This window comes from Ruegeria sp. CI8 (assembly GCF_056536865.1).
Map to the genome: position 1 here is coordinate 1,751,976 of NZ_JBQFQL010000001.1, position 16,806 is coordinate 1,768,781.

Consider the following 16,806-nt stretch of genomic DNA (forward strand, 5'->3'; position numbering starts at 1 on the left):
GCCTGGCGGTTGTCGCTACGCGGCGGGCGCACCTACCACGCGGACGGATCGCAGCCAGAACCGTCCCATCAGCATGACCGCCGCGCAGGCAAGGCCCAGAACAAGGCCAAGCCAGACTCCGATCCCGGCCATGCCTTGCACGAAACCAAAGTAGTAGGATGCGGGGATCCCCACGACCCAATAGCTGAGGCCTGCCATAACCATGGGCACCTTGGCGTCTTGCAACCCGCGCAGAAGGCCCAGAGCGATTACCTGCGCGCCGTCCACCAGCTGGAACAGGGCCGCCATGGCCAGCAGACCGGTCCCGATGGCCAGAATCTGGGGACGCTGCGGGTCGTCCGGTTCGACAAATACCGAGATGAGCGGCTCGGCGCAGGTCAGGAACAGGATGATTGTCAGCACGGACACCACAAGGGACATGCCCGTGACCGCGATTGCGCCTTTCTCGAGATGCGGTCGATCCTTGCGCCCCAGCGCATTGCCGGCCCGGATCGTTGCTGCATTCGACAGGCCCAGATGCACCATGAAAGTGGCCGAGGCCAGGTTCAGCGCAATCCCGTGCGCCGCCAGCGGCACCTGTCCGATCCAACCCATCATGAAGGCGGACATGGCGAACAGAGACACTTCGGCCAACAAGGTCAGACCGATGGGCACACCCAGCTTCAGGACGCTCAGCAACATTTCCCAATCCGGGCGCCAGAACCGCTGGAACAGGTTATGCTCCGGCAGGACTTTCACCGCGTAAATGATCACCGCCACCAGCGACACGGTCTGCGTGACCACCGACGCAATCGCGGCACCCATCACGCCCAGTTCCGGCGCGCCCCAGTTGCCGAAGATCAGCGCATAATTCGTAAGTCCATTGACCACTGCCGCCGCGACGGTAATCCACAGCACGATCTGCGTGCGCTCCAGAGCGGCCAGATAGGATTTAAGAACCATCACCACCAGCGCCGGGAACAGGCCCCAGCCCGCAACCCGCAGATACTCGGACGCGGTTTGCGCCACTTGTGGATCCTGATCCGTGGCGATCAGAATCGGGTAGGACCACCACAGCAGCGGCATGATCAGCATGCCATACAGCAGCGACAGCCACAGACCCATTCGGGTGCTGCGGCGAATGCTGGTTTCATCCTCCTCTGCGGCCGCGGTCGCGACCATCGGCATGACGGCCAGGCCAAATCCGCCTCCGAAAAGAAACAGAACAAAGTAAAAGCTGCTGGCCAGCGTCACCGCGGCCAGTGCCTCGACGCCATACCAGCCCAGCATGATCGTATCCGTCAGGCCAATGGCGAATTGCGCGAGATGACCACCGATCAACGGCAGCCCCAGCACAGCAATGGCCCGGAAATGGGCGGGATATGTCATGACCTTTCTCATCCCGCCAGCCATATGCGCGGCCCCGAGCCGGGGCAAGGGGAGATCTCTGAAATTTCACTTCGAGACCTCGGTGACGCCCGTCGGGCCAATCAGGTGACGCGCGCCTCGGGATGGATCGCCGTACCAAGGATGTGATCCGACCGGTGGACCACATGATGTGCCTGCCCCACGATCAGAGGATCGGGCTGGCCCACGATGTCATGATCCTTGTCCGGATAATCCAGCGTCGACAGGAAATGCCGCATGCAGTTCAGCCGGGCGCGCTTCTTGTCGTTCGACTTGACGATGGTCCAAGGCGCGTCGGCGGTGTCGGTATAGAAGAACATCGCCTCTTTCGCCTCGGTGTAGTCATCCCATTTGTCCAAGCTGGCCTTGTCGATGGGCGACAGTTTCCATTGCTTCAGCGGGTCCGTCTCGCGGCTTTTGAAACGGCGCAGCTGCTCATCCCGTGTCACCGAGAACCAGTATTTATAAAGCTGGATTCCCGACCGAACCATCATGCGCTCCAACTCGGGCGTCTGGCGCATGAACTCGAGGTATTCGTTCGGGGTGCAGAACCCCATCACCCGCTCGACCCCGGCCCGGTTGTACCAGGACCGGTCATAAAAGACCATTTCGCCGACGGTGGGCAATTCCTGGATATAGCGCTGGTAATACCACTGGCCCTTCTCCTCCCAGGTCGGCTTGTTCAGCGCCACCACCCGGGCCTGACGCGGGTTCAGATGCTCCATGAACCGCTTGATGGTGCCGCCCTTGCCGGCGGCGTCGCGACCCTCGAACAACAGCACGAACTTCTGCCCGGTCTCCTGCGCCCACAACTGCACCTTCAACAATTCGGCCTGCAACTGGGCCTTCTGCTTTTCATAAGCCGCCCGGGACAATTTCGAGCGATACGGATACTCCCCGCTTTCAAAGGCCTGCCGGATCTTTTCGCGGGTGGGCGCTTCGGTGTCCGCGTTCGGTTTGGCCATGACGGCCACGGGGGCTGCGGTCGTCTTTTTTCGGATCACTGCGTCCATATGCTCTCTCCTGTGTCACTGTCCGCCGAAACGCCTAGCAGATCTGCATCTTTTCCGCGTTGATCCGTATCAAGTTGACTTCGGCGACGGCTCCGAAAACTCTGCAGGTGTGAACTCAGTCAGGGGCATCCCGCATGGACAGCGAATTCTTCGACCTCAACGGCCACCCGTTCTTCGTCCGCCGCTGGGGCGATCCCAACCTGCCTACGCTTTTGATGTTGCATGGTTTCCCGGAGTATGGTGGCGCGTGGTCCGACCTGGCCCCGCACCTGTCGGACCGCTTTCACTGCATCGCGCCGGACCAGCGTGGCTATGGTCGGAGCTGGGCGCCCGAGGGTATTTCGAACTATGCGCTGTCCAAGCTGGTGTCGGACATGGCTGCGCTGATCGAGCAAGTTGGCGGCCCTGTCATTGTGCTGGGACATGATTGGGGCGCCTCGGTGGCTTACGGTCTTGCCATGTTCCACCCCAAGTTGGTCAGCCGCCTGATCATCGCCAACGGTGTTCACCCTGTCCCGTTCCAACGCGAATTGGCGGCAGGTGGCAAACAGTCTGAGGCTTCGCAATACATCAACCGCCTGCGCGCGCCTGATGCAGCCGAATTTCTTTCGGCCGACAACTTCGCCAAGCTCGAACAATTCTTTCGGCACGGCATGGGGCTGGACTGGATGAGCGACGCGCGCATGGGTGACTATCGCACCGAATGGGCCCGCCCGGGACGGCTCGACGCCATGCTGAACTGGTACCGAGCCTCACCCCTTGTGGTGGCTGAGCCGGGCGCGCCGTGCACGGACCTTCCGGAACTGCCCGTTGACAGATTGAGAGTCCGCTGCCCGCATTTGCTTCTGTGGGGGCCGCAGGACAAAGCCTTGCTTCCCGAATGCACCGATGGGCTGGAGGAGTTCGCACCCAACCTGACCCGCATGCAGATCGACGGTACAGACCATTGGCTGCATCACCAGAAACCTCAGGCGGTGGCCGACGCTATTCTCGATTGGGTTCAGGACAACTAAGCCAACTCTTCGCCCTGCACTAAAGGACGCAAGAGGCAGCGCCTTTCACCGATGGCCCCAGTCATCCGGATTGTCCGAATTGTTCGGAGACAACCCCAAAATGTCGCCCTTGGTCGAACAGCCAAGCCCCAGAACGGTCCGGTTGGCATAGGAGAAATAGGCGCAGACCTGATTGATCTCCAGGATCTCACCATCGTCCCAACCAACAGATCGCAACGCGTCGATATCCGCCGCCGCCAGGTCGGCCGGGTTCTCGGTCAGTTTTCGGGCGTATTCCATCGCCGCCACCTGTGCGGGGTCCAACGGCGCCGTCTCGGGTGTTTCCGCCTCGATCGCCGCGCGGATGGCCAAACCGCGCGGCTCGTCACCCAAGAGTCGCTGCAACCCGCTGAAATGATGCTCGACACAATAGCCGCAGCGATTCAACGAGCTGACCCAGACCCCGAGCACTTCCAGAAACCACTTGGGAACCGAGTTTCCTGAATGGTGCAGCACATTCTTGTAGAGCGCCATGTGACCTTCCATCGAATGTGGACGCAGGGAATGCACCATCATGATGTTGTCCACATTGTTCCCAGGCCCCGTGACCCGGTCATACAGCGTCTTCAACCGACCGCGTGCCTCGTCGAATGGTATCGTCTTGATCCAGCTCATCACCTGCTCCTCCAAGATTTCCGCATCTCAGCGGGAAAACCACCCGTTTTGCAACCCGCCGCCGCCCGCAAGTTTGATACAACACCTCGCGTCCCTCTTCCCCCGACCCACATCACCTGCCATAATGGGCCCAACCCAAAAACAAGAGCAGCACCCATGCCCGACGACCTGTTGACGCCCGAATCCACCACCACCTACGACGCCTCCTCGATCGAGGTCCTCGAAGGTCTGGAGCCCGTGCGCAAACGCCCCGGCATGTATATCGGCGGCACCGACGAACGGGCACTGCACCACATGGTGGCCGAAATCCTCGACAACTCGATGGACGAGGCCGTTGCCGGCCATGCCAACCGTATCGAGGTGGAACTGCACGACGATTACGCCCTGACCGTGCGGGACAACGGCCGCGGTATTCCGATCGACCCGCACCCGAAGTTCCCCGACAAATCCGCGCTTGAGGTGATCCTGTGCACCCTGCACGCGGGCGGCAAGTTCTCGGGGAAGGCCTACCAGACCTCGGGCGGTCTGCACGGCGTGGGCGCCTCGGTGGTCAACGCGCTGTCGGATTCGATGGTCGTGCAGGTGGCCCGCAACAAGGAGCTGTACGAACAGCGCTTTTCGCGCGGCATCCCGCTGGGTCCGGTCGAAAAGGTGGGCTCGGCTCCCAATCGGCGCGGCACCACCGTCACCTTCCACGCCGACCCCGAAATCTTCGGCCACCACAGGTTCAAACCCGCCCGCCTGTTCAAATCGATCCGCTCCAAGGCCTACCTGTTCTCGGGCGTTGAAATCCGCTGGAAAACCGCCATCGACGACGGCGAGACGCCCACCGAGGCCACCTTCCACTTCCCCGGCGGCCTGTCGGACTACCTCAAGGAGACGATGAACGGCTCCTCGACCTATTCCGAACAGCCCTTCGCCGGAACCGTCGATTTCAACGAGAAATTCGGCACCCCCGGCAAGGTGGAATGGGCGATCAACTGGACGCCGTCGCGCGATGGCTTCATCCAGTCCTACTGCAACACCGTTCCCACGCCCGAGGGCGGCACCCATGTGGCAGGCTTCTGGGCCGCGATCCTCAAGGGTATCAAGGCCTACGGTGAACTGATCAACAACAAGAAGGCCGCCCAGATCACCCGCGATGACCTGATCACCGGGGGCTGCGCGCTGGTCTCGTGTTTCATCCGTGAACCCGAATTCGTCGGCCAGACCAAGGACCGTCTTGCCACGGTCGAGGCGCAGCGGCTGGTGGAAAACTCGGTCCGTGACCATTTCGACAATTGGCTGGCCGCCGACACCAAATCCGCCGGCGCCATTCTGGATTTCCTCATCCTGCGGGCCGAGGAACGCCTGCGCCGACGGGCCGAGAAGGAAACACAACGCAAGTCCGCCACTAAGAAACTCCGTCTTCCCGGCAAGTTGGTGGACTGTAGTAGTTCAACACGCGACGGCACCGAATTATTCATCGTAGAGGGCGACTCGGCTGGCGGCTCGGCCAAGATGGCCCGAGACCGCAAGACACAGGCCCTGCTGCCCCTGCGCGGCAAGATCCTGAACGTACTGGGCGCGGCCAGCTCGAAACTGGGCACCAACGCCGAGATCAATGACCTGACGCAGGCCCTCGGCGTCGGGCTGGGCACCAAGTTCAACATCGACGACCTGCGCTATGACAAGGTCATCATCATGACCGACGCCGACGTGGACGGCGCGCATATCGCCTCGCTGCTGATGACGTTCTTCTTCACCCAGATGCGCCCGATGATCGACGCGGGCCACCTGTACCTGGCCTGCCCACCGCTCTACCGCCTGACCCAAGGCGCCAAGCGTGTCTATTGCCTGGACGAAGCCGAGCGCGACGAGTGGCTGGAAAAAGGTCTGGGCGGCAAAGGCAAGATCGACGTCAGCCGCTTCAAGGGTCTGGGCGAGATGGACGCCAAGGACCTGAAAGAAACCACGATGGACCCCAAATCGCGGAAATTGATCCGTGTCACCATCGACGAGGACGAACCCGGCGAGACCGGAGACCTGGTCGAGCGCCTGATGGGCAAAAAACCCGAACTGCGGTTCCAGTATATTCAGGAGAACGCGCGGTTTGTGGAGGAGTTGGATGTTTAGTGGCTAACAAGAAATTCGGCACCTGCCTCCTCACAGGGAAGACCGACAAGCTCGTCAAATGCCATATCTTACCGCAAGCCTTCACTCGTCCTGCAATAAACGGTGAGCCGCTTCTCCAGTCGACGAAAGGTGAAGGCCATATTCGGCGCTGGACGAGCTGGTATGACGCTTCAATAGTAACACGTGCCGGCGAAGATATTTTGAGCGCAATCGATGACTTAGCAATAAAGGAATTGAGACGCGCGAAGTTGGTGTGGTCAGGTTGGGGAATCGTGCCACCGGTTTTCGAGCCGATTGGCCCATATCTGCCGGACCATGGCTTGCGTACCGTCAAAAAGATTAATCAGGAAGCCATCTGGCAGTTTTTTGGAGTATCGCATGGCGAGCTAGTGTTTCCCAAATAGCTGATATGAAACACTTTCAGCTCCCTGAGGAAATTGAGATAATGGCACGAGATGCCATCTTGAAGCAGAGAACCTCATGCTTGGAACTTCCCGTGTCTCTAATCCAGTTGTCTACAAAGGGAGAAGCACACAATCATTCCCCCATCATTGATTCGAAATTTCAACCAAGTTCAGATGGTGAAATCGAGAAGCAGTTACCTTTCGCAAGGATATACGTAGATGGTTTGGTCGCGCACCTTGAGTTCTCGCCAAGATCCAAAACACACGACGGAGACCTCTCAGTCTGGCTTGGCGATCGACCAAATATTGCTGTTAGCACGATTTCATATGAAGCATCATTCACTATCAGAATATGCTGAACGTGGCTTACGAAAGCTATTTTGGGCCTCTAAGTGAGTCCGCTTAACTATTCCCAAGCAATCTTTCTAGCCCATTTGAGGTGGATAACGCGCGACACCTCGACACCCCGTATGCCAGGCTTCAGCCCAGCACACCGCAACCCCTTGCCTAACCTTTTGATCCCGTTCACACTTACCCTCAATCCGTCATCCAAGAACGAGCTTCGAGGTACCGAGCGTCCAAGACCCAATTTGAAAAACGGATATCCGAACGGGAGGACGACATGAAAACTTTGACCCTCGGGCTGGCGCTGACCCTGATGGCCTCGGCAGCCCCCGCGCAGCAGATGCTCAGCACCGCATCCCCCATCCCCGACGGCGCCGAGACCCGGTTCTGCTATTACGAAGGCATGGCCTATTCCGAGGACGCCTTTGTGCTGATGGTCGGTGACAACACCGTCACCAGCACGGTGAGCACGGTGCAGGAACGCCTGTTGCGTTGTTACCGCGAAAGCGACGGCGTGCTGCGTTGGCGGCCGCAGAGCACGTTTCAGGTCAGCAAATAAAGCCTGAACGGCCCCTAGCCCAGCTTTTGGTCCAGCCAGTCCGCAATCTGTGCGGCTGGCTTTTCCCAACCGGGCTCCATGAACAGAAAATGCGCGTGGCCTTCTGCGGACAGAAAAGTCGCGCGGTCGCCATAGAGTTTCGCCAAGGCACGGCAGGTGTTGGGGTTCACCGCCCTGTCCTCCGAGCCTGAAACGATCAGAACCGGGCAGTCGACCTTGTCGATATCAACCTTCATCGCGTGGTGATCGTCGAACATCCAGAAAAACATCTCGAACATCACCCGCCCGCTTTCCGGGCCAAGCCGATCGAACACCGCATGTTGCTGGGCTTTGGGCATTTTGTTCAATGCGAATGGGGCCATCAGGTCGAAATCGACGCGCATGGGCTGCTTCCAGAAGGCCCCGCCCTCCATCAGGGCGCGCGGCACGGCGCGTTCGTCATCGGTTTCCGGCAGGGTGCCCCAGGCCGCGTTCGGGTTGATCAACACGATGGCGCTGGCTAACCCGCGAGACGCAACCTGCTGGGCAACGACGCCCGCAATGGCATGCCCGAGGATCACGGGTTTGCTGTCCAACCCCTGGACGAATTCTGCAATGTCGTTGGCATAATCCAGCACGCTGGTGTCGGTCAGACCCGCATCGGGCTCGGCTGCGGGATCGCCGCCATGAAACCTCAGCGCCGGGGTGTGCACCGTCCAGCCACGGGCGCGGAAGAACCCCGCGTAGTCCGCCATGCACCACGGCCCGGCAAATGCCCCGTGAATCAGCACAATCTCTTTGGTCATCACGTTCTCCCTCCGGCTCCTGACCCGAGTATGGGCATCCTGACACTCGTTACAACTGCACGTGATCGCTGTTGCGTGGGAAGACTGACCACTTAAACTCGGGTGCATGAGCTTCATCACCGACTACCAGCTGCCCCTGCTGTTGCTGTTCTTTCTGGCCGGATCGATTGGCACCGCGTTCCTGTTTCGCAAACCAGCGGGTCACCGGGCATGGAAGCTGGCCGACCTCGTGTGGGTCGTGTTGGGTGGGCTGGGCGCGCTGGTGGCGGTCATGGCGGGGCTCTACAAATCCGACAGCTCAAGGCTGGACAGGCAGATCGACGTTGCCTATGCGGCGACACTGGCCTTCGATCGCGACGCTGCGCGGTTCCGGCTGCGGTTCTGCGATCCGGCCTACGACCCGGACACGGCGGTTTTGTGCGACAAGGTCGAGTTCCTGTCGGCCTCGACCGCCAGCAACGCCGACCTGCCGCTGTTCATCGCCGTCACCAACGAAGTTGCGCCGCTGCAGGGCCTGAACTTCATCTTCGGCGCACGATCCCGAGGCCAGATAGATGACATTCAGGACATGGCCGCCAAGGCCGATGCGTTCGACATCGAGCAATTCCTGGTATTCACCACGCTGGACGCGGAAACGCAGACCGCGATCGACAACATGCGGCGGAAAGTGCCGGCAATCGCCGGAGACTATATGATCCTCGCGCAAAGCTATGATGACCTGATCGCTCAGGTCGCCAAACTGAAGGGAGAGTGGGAGTACCTTCAGGAAAACGCCCACATTCTCGTGCTACAGATCATCGCGCTGTGTCTTGTCAGCTTTGCGGCACCATTCCGGTTGGGCAAATCTGTTGTCGAGTTGCGGTCCAACCTCATCGCCGAGCCGACGGCGCGGCAGCCACCCCCTGAAGCATCTGGGACCGGGGTTACTGAGGTGGCGCCTCAGGACGCGTCCGACCACGGCGCCCGGCACCTGTAATGGCACGCGCCCGCAACAGAGTCGCGCGCGGCAGAGAGCGCACGAGCGCCCCCTCCTTCCCCGGTTGATCCGGATATCCACCGGCGGCCTTGTACAATTGCGCCGGCAGCAGCAGGCCCTGATCAACAGACGCCAGTCCAAAGACCCGGCTGCGCAGATTGGCCCAGCCTGCCGTCAAACTCGGGCTCAGGCCTGTGGACCGGAACCCAAGGCGGAACACACCCGGACGCCGCGTTACAAGGTGCTCGGCCACCGCGTCGGTCCATCCGGGCTCAAGCTCGGTCCCCGGAAGGATGATCAGCAACCAGTCGCCCACTGCGGCGTCGCATCCCACGCGCAGCTGCGCGGTACGGGACCCGGCCCCGGCAACGATCCGGGCACCTGCTTCATCGGCAATACGCAACGTATGATCGGTCGACCCTCCATCGGCGATGACAAGTTCGCGGATCAGACCGGCGTGCAGACCTTCCATCAGGGTCATCAGCGTGCGCGCGAGTTCGGTTTGGGAATCGAATGTCGGAATCACGATACTGATCGGGGCGGACACGTTCGAAACCTCTGGTCTTGGCAACGGGTTCGCTTATATCACCGCTCTCAGGGCAATGACGAGGACCCAAAGATGAGCACCCGCCGCATTTTGCGCCTGAAAGGCACCGATACCAACAGCTTCTTGCAAGGTCTGGTCACCAATGACACCCGCAAGCTGGATGATGGTCTTGTCTACGCGGCCATCCTGACCCCGCAGGGCAAGTACCTGGCCGATTTCTTTCTGAAACGCGATGGCGACTCGGTACTGCTGGACGTGGTTGAGGGGATGGCGGATGCACTGATCAAGCGGCTGAACATGTACAAGCTGCGGGCGGACGTGCGTATCGAGGAAACCAACTTGCACCTGCAACGCGGAACCGGGCCCGCACCCGAAGGCGCCCTGCCCGATCCTCGTCACCCCGATATGGGCTGGCGCGCATATTCTGACGCTCCCGAAGCCGATGATGGAACGGATTGGGACGCAATTCGGGTGCGTTATTGCATCCCGGAAACCGGGATCGAGCTGACACCGGACACTTATATCCTCGAGGCCGGTTTCGAGCCGCTCAACGGCGTTGATTTCAAAAAGGGTTGCTATGTCGGGCAAGAGGTAACCGCTCGCATGAAGCACAAGACCCAGTTGCGCAAGGGGCTGCGGGTTGTCGCCATCGACGGCGCGGCTCCGGTCGGCTCCGAAATCCTATCGGCGGGAAAGCCAGCTGGTACGCTGTTCACGCAATCGAACGGACAGGCCATCGCCTATCTGCGCCTTGATCGGGCGGGCGACGACATGCAGGCCGGAGACGCCCGGCTGCGTCTGCTGGATTGAGCCTGTTGCCCAACCGGCACGACCACTAACCGGGCTGCTTTGCAAACGTTTTATCCAGGCCGGCCACACGGTAAGACTTGAGGCACTTGGCTGATCGGGTGCCTGCATGCTCCAACTGTATTCAGCCATCTGGCGCGCCAGCGCCGGACGGCAAGTCATACTGATCCTGTTGTCCTTGTCGGTCGCGGCTCTTGCCGCGGCCCCGTTGGAGTTTCAACGGGACATCATCAACCATCTGACCTCGGACAATATCGAGGCGCCTCATCTCCTGCTGCTGGGTGCCGGCATGATGGGGGTGATCCTGCTGAGCCTCGCTCTGAAGTGGGTGTTGGGATATCGCGCGGGGACATTGGGCGAAGACATGATCCGTCGCATTCGCCAGCTTTTGCTGGCCCGCACCGTGGACGTGGACGAGTCGGGCGAGAATGTCCGCAAGGGGACCATGACGACGGCCATTTCTGCCGAAGCCGAAGAACTGGGCAAATTCGCAGGCGGCGCGTTCTCGGACCCGGTCGTACAAATCGGAACCTTGGTCAGCGTGATTGGCTACATCTCGTCGACGCAACCCTGGCTGGGACTGATTGCCCTTTCGATGATCGCACCGCAGATCCTTATCGTTCTCGTCTCGCAGAGAAAGGTGAACGTGTTCGTGGCGGACCGCGTCCGCATATTGCGTAGCGCGACCGACCATCTGACAATCGAAAACATCGAGGCCGTGACTCAAGAGGTGCACGACCAGTTCGACGCGATCTACGACACCCGGCGGCGGATGTTCCTGTGGAAATTGTCGGCCAAGTTTCTGCTGAGCGTGATCAACGGTGCAGGCACCGTCGGTGTTCTGATGCTGGGCGGATGGCTGGTTCTGCAAGGAGAAACCGACGTGGGAACCGTCGTCGCCGCGACCAGCGGTCTGGCCCGGATCCAGGGGCCGACCGGGTTTCTCATCGCTTTTTACCGGCAGGTCAGCGCCAATCGCATCAAGTTCGAGCTGTTGCTGGAACTGTTCGGCCCGGACCGCGCCCGCTACCGCCGGGGCGGGGCCGCCTCGCAAGAAAAAAACCGCGCCGAATAGCGGCGCGGTTTCTTGGTCTTTCTCCGAGTATGACGCAACGTTACGCGCGCTCGGAATATTCCATGGTCTCGGTGTTCACGACGATCATCTCGTCCTGCGCGATGAACGGCGGCACCATGACTTTGACCCCGTTGTCCAGAACCGCCGGCTTGAACGAGTTCGCCGCAGTCTGACCTTTAACGACCGGTTCAGTCTCGACGACCTTGCAGACGACTTTCTGAGGCAGCGTCGCGTTCAGCGCCTCGCTTTCATAGAATTCGACCACGATGGTCATCCCGTCCTGAAGGAACGGACGACGGTCACCCAGCAAATCTGCAGGCAATTCAATCTGTTCATAGGTCTCGGCATCCATGAATACCAGCATCCCGTCGCTTTCATACAGGAACTGCTGGTCTTTCTGCTCCAACCGAACACGCTCGACCTTGTCCGCTGAACGGAACCGCTCGTTCAGTTTCGAACCGTTGCGCAGGTTCCGCAATTCCACCTGTGCAAAGGCACCGCCTTTGCCCGGTTTGACGTGATCGACCTTGACCGCCGCCCACAGACCGCCGTTATGCTCAAGCACATTGCCCGGGCGAATTTCGTTCCCATTGATCTTGGGCATGACATATTTCCTTCACACATGGTTGATGCGTCAGTTGTGGTCCCTATATCTGGCGGGACCGATCCATGCAATACAACGAAACCTAGTGCTGCACCTGCAGAGAGCCATGCAAATGACGCAACGCAACTATGCAAATTAGGTGTATCCGAATCGCACTAAATAGGTCATAAGGACCGCCACGCCGAAAATTACAAGAGCAAGAACAACAAGGAAAACGAGATGAGAGATTTCGTTGACGGCACCGCCTTTAACAATGAGCAAGGCAACCGTGCCCGCAAACTTTTCGCGGCCGTTGTGCTGGCTGCACTCGATGATGCCATCGCCGATGACAAGAAATACGGCAATGGCCCGGAACAAATCGCCCGCTGGGCACGCTCGCGCGATGGGCGCGAAGTGCTGTCCTGCGCTGGCATCGACCCGAACGAACGGGTTGTCCACGGACTGATGGAGTTCGTTGGCCGTGGCGTGCGTACCTCCGTCGCCCTGTCGCGCGAAGAAAGCGAACGCCGCAACGCTGCACAGCAGGCCGAAGCCGCCTAAGGCTTTGCCCGACCCAAAAACGCGCGCCGGTACTTTCGGCGCGCTTTTTTTTGCCCTGTACGCAGCGGAATAGTCGCATTCGTCGTGCAAATGGCCCGATCCACGCTTTCGTCGGCTGAATAAATGCGGTCATCTGCCAACATCCGCAGGAGGCTCAGATGGTTCGCGCGATCATGATTCAGGGAACCGGCAGCAACGTCGGCAAGTCGATGCTTGTGGCCGGGCTGGCCCGGGCCTTTGCGCGGCGAGGGTTGAAGGTTGCCCCTTTCAAACCGCAGAACATGTCCAACAACGCCGCAGTGGCGGCAAATGGAGGCGAGATTGGCCGCGCCCAGGCGCTGCAGGCCCGGGCGGCGGGGCGCGCGCCCCATACGGACATGAATCCAATCCTTCTGAAGCCGGAAACCGATACCGGTGCGCAGGTGATCGTTCAGGGCAAGCGGGCGGGAACGATGCGGGCCAAGGACTATCGCAAGGACAAATCCAAACTTCTGAACGCTGCGCTCGAAAGCTTTGCCAGGCTTTGCCAAGATGCCGACCTTGTGCTGCTCGAGGGCGCCGGCAGTCCGGCCGAGACCAACCTGCGGGCAGGCGACATCGCCAACATGGGCTTTGCCTGCGCCGCAAATGTGCCCGTCATACTGGTGGGAGACATTCACCGGGGCGGTGTCATAGCGCAGATCGTAGGCACCCATGCAGTGCTGGAGAACGCTGACCTTGCAATGATCCGCGGCTTTGCGGTCAATCGCTTCAAGGGAGACGTCAGCCTGTTTGATGACGGGCGCGACGACATTGCGGCACGCACCGGATGGCCTTGCCTAGGCGTCGTTCCCTGGTTTGAGGACGCCTGGAAACTGCCGGCGGAAGACATGATGGATATCCGCTCGCACGCAGGCGGCACCTGCAAGGTTGCGGTGCCGCAGTTGGAGCGCATGGCGAATTTCGATGATTTGGACCCGCTATCCGCCGAGCCGGGTGTTTCGGTCGAGATCATTCCGGCTGGCCGCCCCCTTCCCGGTGACGCGGATCTGGTGATTCTGCCGGGCAGCAAATCAACGATCGGAGATTTGACCTTTTTCCGCAAACAGGGTTGGGACATCGACCTGTATGCCCATGTACGGCGGGGCGGGCATGTTCTTGGCCTCTGTGGCGGGTATCAGATGCTGGGCCGGGTGATCGCCGACCCCGACGGAGTGGACGGCAGACCCGGCAGCGTCGATGGGCTGGGTTTGCTGGACGTGGAAACGGTTATGTCCGGGGAAAAGCGGGTCGAACTGCGATCAGCGCAGGCCTTGCCCGGCGGCGAGCCTGTCACCGGCTACGAAATCCACATGGGGCGCACCCAAGGTCCGGATACTGCCCGCGCATGGTTGCAGGTGGAAGGGCGCCCGGAAGGCGCCGCATCGAGAGACGGGCGCGTTCTGGGAAGCTATTTACACGGCATTTTCGCGTCAGACGCCTTCCGCGCGTCGTATCTGCAGCGGTTTGGCGCCAGGTCGGAACTGGCATACGAAGACAGTGTTGAGCAAACGTTGGAGGCGTTGGCCTATCACCTTGAACAGCATATGGACCTTGATGCCCTGCTGTCACTGGCAGCCGAGCCTCGGTTCGGCTGAGCGTCAATCCAAATTCTGAGCGGCCAAAGCGCGGTTGATCTCGCGTCGCACCAGCTTGCGAATGTTGCGGGTGATACGTTCACCCAGCGCGCCCTGCAGTTCCTGACGGACGATTTCTGCGATCAACTCGCGCAATTCGTCTTCATCCATCGTGCCGGTCGCCATCGCCGGCGTTTCCTGATCCAGCTTTACCTCGGCCTCAGAGGCATCCCGGTTGTCCCGGATAAACGTGGCAGGCGTTGATTCCTCGTCGCTGTCAGCGTCCATCTCCGCCTCAGACGCATCCTTTGATGCCGAAAACCCGGTGTCCGAGGCCCAACTGACCTTGTCGGTGCGCGTGCCGGAATAAGCGTCGTCGCTTTCACCGTCAGGCTCCCACTGATCTTCGGTCCGCGCAATCGCAGCCTCAAGAGCTGCGATCTTGGCGCTCAGGCTTCCGGCCAGATCCCTGCGGCCTTCGCGATCATCCGAAGACTCACCGCCAATGTCATTGATTGCCGGAGTTCCGGGGCGAACGATATCGCAAGACCGCAACCGCATAGGTTGTGACAGGTCATTGGCCGGGCGCATCGCCTCGACATTCGCAGCATGCTGCGAGGCCGCCTCAGCCGAGATCTTTTGGGCCAGTTTCAAAGGTGCTTTTGGATCCTCGGCCGGTGTGCCAACCCGCAGGGCATCCGTCAAAACCAGGCGTCCCGGCTTGCGGGCCGCAGTCGCTTTGATCAGGTTCGGGACCTTGCGCCCTTCTTCGCTGACCAAACGCTTGATCGACGACAATACGTCTTCGACACCTGCTTTGACACTGCTATCCGTCATTGTTCTCTACCGCTCTGACCTTTTGGACCAGTGTATCCAATCCGGTCGAACCTAACAACAGATAGTGTGGCTGATCACTCGCGCCGCAAAGCTTTGAGAACTCGATCCAGGTCGCGGCTTTGCTTGCTGATCTGTGCTGGCGCCTTTTTGACCAAGTTATAGTAGAGCGTCGGGTCATAAATCTGGACTGCCAGTCCAAGGCGCTCGGCGGTCAACAGACCTTGCGCCTGCAACAGCTGATAGGCAGCCAGAGACCGCTCCGTCCGCGAAGCAACTTCGGCCAATTGTGCGTCCAGCAAATCCTGCTGAGCGGTCAGAACGTCCAGCGTGGTCCGTGCTCCCAACGTGGCCTCTTCGCGAATCCCGTCAAAGGCGACCTGCGATGCGCGTACCCGTTCGACGGATGCCCGCAGGCTGGCCGTGGCCGTTTCAAAACGCACATAGGCGTCCGTCACACCCTGAGTGATGTCTTTCTGCACATTCAGAAGGTTGGCGCGCGATGCATCCCGCTGAGCCATTGCGCGGCGCACGTTTGCCGCCAATCGGCCACCCGCATAGATGGGCTGATTGAAGTTCAACGAGATGGACGCATCGTTGGTATAGTCGTCGTTGTCATAGCTTTCCGTGATCCCCGCGTCCGCGTTCAGACTGACATTCGGACCAAGGCCCGCGCGCTGCTGCTGCACGGTCAGATCCAAGGCACGCACCTGGTGCTGCGCCGACAGGATTGCCGGATGGTTTCTTTGTGCCAGGCTGATGGCCTCGGCCAATGAACCGGGCAGCTTCGGCAGACGCGGCTGGCCCGCAGTACGGCCCGGCTGTTTGCCGACGGCATTCACGTATTCCGCTTGAGCGGTGCTGAGGTCGCCTCGTGCATCGGCCAGATCAGCCTGCGAGCTTGCCAACTGCGCTTCGGACAGCGCGACGTCGGTCCGGGTGACCTCACCGACTTCAAAACGGTCCTGCGTGGCCCGCAGTTCCTCGCCCGAGAGATTGACGTTGTTCTGGCGAATCTGAACCGTTTCTTCCTGCAACAGAACGCTCAGATAAGCCGTCGTTGCGCGGAACAGAACCTGTTGCTCAATATCGATTAATGCCTGGCGGGTTGCCAGAACTGTTTCCTGAGCCGACTGTTTCCCGAGAATCGATGCACCGCCGTCATAGACCAGCTGGCTCAGCGTTAACCCCGAGAAGAAGCGCGATGGTTCGACCGTCGACACCACAGTTCCGGCGCGGGTCTTGGCGTAATCCTGGCTGACACGGACGGTCCAGTTGATGATCGGGCGCAGGGCCGACAACGCGATTGCAACGTCTTCGTCGGCTGCGCGCAGCAATGCGCGGTTCTGTTCCAACAGCCCGCTTGTGTTGTATGCACCGATGAACGCGTCGGTCAGATTGTCCGCCAAAACCGAGCGCCCCGGCATCACGCTCAGCGCGATTCCCGCCGTCAGAGCGACTGCCTTGACCAGCTTCCCTCCAGCCGTTCCAAGCATACCCAAATCCTCTCAAATCAAAATAACGCAAGCCCGCAGGCAGTTTGCGCCTTTGTTT

Annotated in this window: 17 protein-coding genes; 9 read left to right on the top strand and 8 right to left on the bottom strand. The window is 60.2% G+C overall.

The window, feature by feature from the left end; all coding sequences use genetic code 11:
• Positions 1–15: 15 nt before the first annotated feature.
• Positions 16–1,368: an MATE family efflux transporter gene (locus ACR0DA_RS08685; RefSeq protein WP_170358487.1), complete on the bottom strand. Its 1,353-nt coding sequence runs from the start codon at positions 1,366–1,368 to the stop codon at positions 16–18.
• Between the two features lie 101 nt (positions 1,369–1,469).
• Complete coding sequence (ppk2, locus tag ACR0DA_RS08690) at positions 1,470–2,351, bottom strand: polyphosphate kinase 2 (RefSeq protein WP_254430284.1); 882 nt, start codon at positions 2,349–2,351, stop codon at positions 1,470–1,472.
• A gap of 182 nt (positions 2,352–2,533) precedes the next feature.
• Between ppk2 and ACR0DA_RS08695 the strand changes: the two genes are divergently transcribed.
• Positions 2,534–3,412: an alpha/beta fold hydrolase gene (locus ACR0DA_RS08695; protein WP_480753618.1), complete on the top strand. Its 879-nt coding sequence runs from the start codon at positions 2,534–2,536 to the stop codon at positions 3,410–3,412.
• A gap of 45 nt (positions 3,413–3,457) precedes the next feature.
• Here ACR0DA_RS08695 and ACR0DA_RS08700 read toward each other — a convergent pair whose 3' ends face one another.
• On the bottom strand, positions 3,458–4,066 hold the full coding sequence (locus ACR0DA_RS08700) for a carboxymuconolactone decarboxylase family protein (RefSeq protein WP_480753620.1): 609 nt from the start codon (positions 4,064–4,066) through the stop codon (positions 3,458–3,460).
• 156 nt (positions 4,067–4,222) lie between these two features.
• Here ACR0DA_RS08700 and parE point away from each other — a divergent pair, with 156 nt between their 5' ends.
• The 3 genes from parE (at position 4,223) to ACR0DA_RS08715 (ending at position 7,489) form a co-directional block, all read left to right on the top strand.
• Positions 4,223–6,181, top strand: a complete 1,959-nt coding sequence (gene parE / locus ACR0DA_RS08705; RefSeq protein WP_170358481.1) for a DNA topoisomerase IV subunit B — start codon at positions 4,223–4,225, stop codon at positions 6,179–6,181.
• Positions 6,181–6,585 (top strand): hypothetical protein, encoded by a 405-nt coding sequence (locus tag ACR0DA_RS08710; RefSeq protein WP_480753621.1) that lies wholly within the window; start codon positions 6,181–6,183, stop codon positions 6,583–6,585. The genes parE and ACR0DA_RS08710 overlap by 1 nt, the downstream gene beginning before the upstream one ends.
• A gap of 622 nt (positions 6,586–7,207) precedes the next feature.
• The gene (locus ACR0DA_RS08715) at positions 7,208–7,489 is read left to right on the top strand and encodes a DUF1496 domain-containing protein (RefSeq protein ID WP_170338238.1); all 282 of its coding nucleotides are present in this window, start codon (positions 7,208–7,210) and stop codon (positions 7,487–7,489) included.
• Between the two features lie 14 nt (positions 7,490–7,503).
• Here ACR0DA_RS08715 and ACR0DA_RS08720 read toward each other — a convergent pair whose 3' ends face one another.
• Positions 7,504–8,274, bottom strand: coding sequence for an alpha/beta hydrolase (locus ACR0DA_RS08720; RefSeq protein WP_480753623.1), 771 nt, complete (start codon positions 8,272–8,274; stop codon positions 7,504–7,506).
• A 106-nt stretch (positions 8,275–8,380) separates the two neighbouring features.
• Between ACR0DA_RS08720 and ACR0DA_RS08725 the strand changes: the two genes are divergently transcribed.
• Positions 8,381–9,250: a hypothetical protein gene (locus tag ACR0DA_RS08725; RefSeq protein ID WP_480753624.1), complete on the top strand. Its 870-nt coding sequence runs from the start codon at positions 8,381–8,383 to the stop codon at positions 9,248–9,250.
• Here ACR0DA_RS08725 and ACR0DA_RS08730 read toward each other — a convergent pair.
• Entirely contained in the window at positions 9,198–9,797 is a 600-nt protein-coding gene (locus ACR0DA_RS08730; RefSeq protein ID WP_480753625.1) for a glycosyltransferase, read from the bottom strand. The two genes, ACR0DA_RS08725 and ACR0DA_RS08730, sit on opposite strands and share 53 nt — an antisense overlap.
• Before the next feature lie 72 nt (positions 9,798–9,869).
• Here ACR0DA_RS08730 and ygfZ point away from each other — a divergent pair, with 72 nt between their 5' ends.
• Positions 9,870–10,607, top strand: a complete 738-nt coding sequence (gene ygfZ / locus ACR0DA_RS08735; RefSeq protein WP_170438044.1) for a CAF17-like 4Fe-4S cluster assembly/insertion protein YgfZ — start codon at positions 9,870–9,872, stop codon at positions 10,605–10,607.
• A 106-nt stretch (positions 10,608–10,713) separates the two neighbouring features.
• A complete protein-coding gene (locus ACR0DA_RS08740; RefSeq protein ID WP_170338230.1) occupies positions 10,714–11,679 on the top strand; it encodes an ABC transporter transmembrane domain-containing protein in 966 nt (321 codons plus the stop codon).
• Positions 11,680–11,719: 40 nt separating this feature from the next.
• On the opposite strand, the gene efp is transcribed toward ACR0DA_RS08740, so the two are convergent.
• Complete coding sequence (gene efp, locus ACR0DA_RS08745; RefSeq protein WP_093962584.1) at positions 11,720–12,283, bottom strand: elongation factor P; 564 nt, start codon at positions 12,281–12,283, stop codon at positions 11,720–11,722.
• A gap of 219 nt (positions 12,284–12,502) precedes the next feature.
• On the opposite strand from efp, the gene ACR0DA_RS08750 reads away from it, so the two are divergent.
• Together ACR0DA_RS08750 and ACR0DA_RS08755 are read left to right on the top strand one after the other, a co-directional pair.
• The gene (locus ACR0DA_RS08750; RefSeq protein WP_093962585.1) at positions 12,503–12,823 is read left to right on the top strand and encodes a DUF6280 family protein; all 321 of its coding nucleotides are present in this window, start codon (positions 12,503–12,505) and stop codon (positions 12,821–12,823) included.
• Positions 12,824–12,981: 158 nt separating this feature from the next.
• Entirely contained in the window at positions 12,982–14,439 is a 1,458-nt protein-coding gene (locus ACR0DA_RS08755; protein ID WP_480753627.1) for a cobyric acid synthase, read from the top strand.
• A 3-nt stretch (positions 14,440–14,442) separates the two neighbouring features.
• On the opposite strand, the gene ACR0DA_RS08760 is transcribed toward ACR0DA_RS08755, so the two are convergent.
• On the bottom strand, positions 14,443–15,255 hold the full coding sequence (locus ACR0DA_RS08760; protein ID WP_480753629.1) for a hypothetical protein: 813 nt from the start codon (positions 15,253–15,255) through the stop codon (positions 14,443–14,445).
• Positions 15,256–15,329: 74 nt separating this feature from the next.
• Positions 15,330–16,748, bottom strand: a complete 1,419-nt coding sequence (locus ACR0DA_RS08765; protein WP_170338225.1) for a TolC family outer membrane protein — start codon at positions 16,746–16,748, stop codon at positions 15,330–15,332.
• Positions 16,749–16,806 lie beyond the last annotated feature (58 nt).